Annotated in this window: 1 protein-coding gene and 2 pseudogenes; all 3 read left to right on the plus strand. The window is 43.2% G+C overall.

The features are described 5' to 3' along the window. Positions 1-1123: pseudogene (locus ACFILU_RS08445) on the plus strand (hypothetical protein); the annotation flags it as partial. 19 nt (positions 1124-1142) lie between these two features. After that, positions 1143-1250, plus strand: a pseudogene (locus tag ACFILU_RS08450) (hypothetical protein); the annotation flags it as partial. 69 nt (positions 1251-1319) lie between these two features. Beyond that, positions 1320-1850: a hypothetical protein gene (locus tag ACFILU_RS08455; RefSeq protein ID WP_375675573.1), complete on the plus strand. Its 531-nt coding sequence runs from the start codon at positions 1320-1322 to the stop codon at positions 1848-1850. The last annotated feature ends 223 nt before the right edge of the window (positions 1851-2073 follow it).

The raw sequence follows: 2073 nt of genomic DNA on the forward strand, positions 1-2073 counted from the left end.
AATTAGCAAAGATATTGCTGAAGCAAAGAGTGATTCCTTGAATTGGAGCGACACTGCACATGCGTTTGTAGCGACGCATGGTGAAGAGAATGCAAGCAGCAAGATAACATCGCTTACCAATGGGTCTATAACTAAAGACTCAAGTGATGCTGTAGCGGGCAATCAGCTATATGCTCTAGGGAGCAGTGTTGCGAAGTCTTTAGGTGGTAAAGCTAAGTATGAGAATGGGACTTGGAGTGCGCCTACATTCGCGGTTAAGAGCTTTAAAGCGGATGGGGTAACAGAAGATAAAGAGTATCATGATGTAGCAACAGCGTTTGCTGGTGTAGGAACTTCTTTCGCGAATGTGAATAATTCTATCACGAATATTAAGGATGAAATTAGCAAAGATATTGCTGAAGCAAAGAGTGATTCCTTGAATTGGAGCGACACTGCACATGCGTTTGTAGCGACGCATGGTGAAGAGAATGCAAGCAGCAAGATAACATCGCTTACCAATGGGTCTATAACTAAAGACTCAAGTGATGCTGTAGCGGGCAATCAGCTATATGCTCTAGGGAGCAGTGTTGCGAAGTCTTTAGGTGGTAAAGCTAAGTATGAGAATGGAACTTGGAGTGCGCCTACATTTGCGGTTAAGAGCGTGAAAGAAGATGGTAAAACAGAAGATAAAGAGTATCATGATGTAGCAACAGCGTTTGCTGGTGTAGGAACTTCTTTCGCGAATGTGAATAATTCTATCACGAATATTAAGGATGAAATTAGCAAAGATATTGCTGAAGCAAAGAGTGATTCCTTGAATTGGAGCGACACTGCACATGCTTTTGTAGCAACGCATGGTGAAGAGAATGCAAGCAGCAAGATAACATCGCTTACCAAAGGGTCTATAACTAAAGACTCAAGTGATGCTGTAGCGGGCAATCAGCTATATGCTCTAGGGAGCGGTGTTGCGCAATCTTTAGGTGGTAAAGCTAAGTATGAAGGTGGCACATGGACAGCTCCGACTTACGAAATCTCTAATATTTCTGCAGATGGTGATGTGGAAAAGACGAGCTTCAATGATGTTGGTAGCGCTTTTGCGGGTCTTGATACGAGTGTCAAGAATGTGAACACTCANGGACAGTAAAGAGAATGCAAGCAGCAAGATAACATCGCTTACCAATGGGTCTATAACTAAAGACTCAAGTGATGCTGTAGCGGGCAATCAGCTATATGCTCTAGGGAGCAGTGTTGCGCAATCTTTAGGTGGTAAAGCTAAGTATGAAGGTGGCACATGGACAGCTCCGACTTACGAAATCTCTAATATTTCTGCAGATGGTGATGTGGAAAAGACGAGCTTCAATGATGTTGGTAGCGCTTTTGCGGGTCTTGATACGAGTGTCAAGAATGTGAACACTCATCTGTCTAATGAGGTCAAAAAGTTTGATGAAAAACTAAGTAATATTACTCAAGCGGTTAATGGTGATGCTTTAATCTGGAGCCAAACGGCGAATGCCTTTGTAGCGACGCATGGGGATAGTAAAGAGAACAGCAAGATTACGTCTCTTAAAAATGGAGACATTAGTAGAACGTCAACGGATGCTGTAGCTGGTAACCAGCTATATGCTCTAGGGAGCGATGTTGCGAAGTCTTTAGGTGGTGGTGCTAAGTATGAGGATGGCCACTGGAGCAAACCTAAGTTCACGGTTAAAACAGTAAAATCTGATGGTACTGAGAGTGAGGAGAGCTATACAGATGTGGCTTCAGCGTTTGCCGGTGTAGGCACTTCTTTCACGGATTTACATAAAGAGATTACCAATGAAATTAGCACTGCTCAGGCTGATGCCTTGTTGTGGGATAAGNGGTGTTGGTGATTCATTCGAGAATGTTAAAGATAAAATCGAACATGTTAAGGATGAAATTACCGAAGAGATTACCAATGAAATTAGCACTGCTCAGGCTGATGCGTTGTTGTGGGATAAGGCTAAAGGTGCCTTTGTAGCGACGCATGGGGACAGTAAAGAGAACAGCAAGATTACGTCTCTTAAAAATGGAGACATTAGTGGAACCTCAACGGATGCCGTAACGGGTAACCAG

Source organism: Bartonella sp. CL100XZDX, from assembly GCF_042195375.1.
GTDB lineage: Bacteria > Pseudomonadota > Alphaproteobacteria > Rhizobiales > Rhizobiaceae > Bartonella.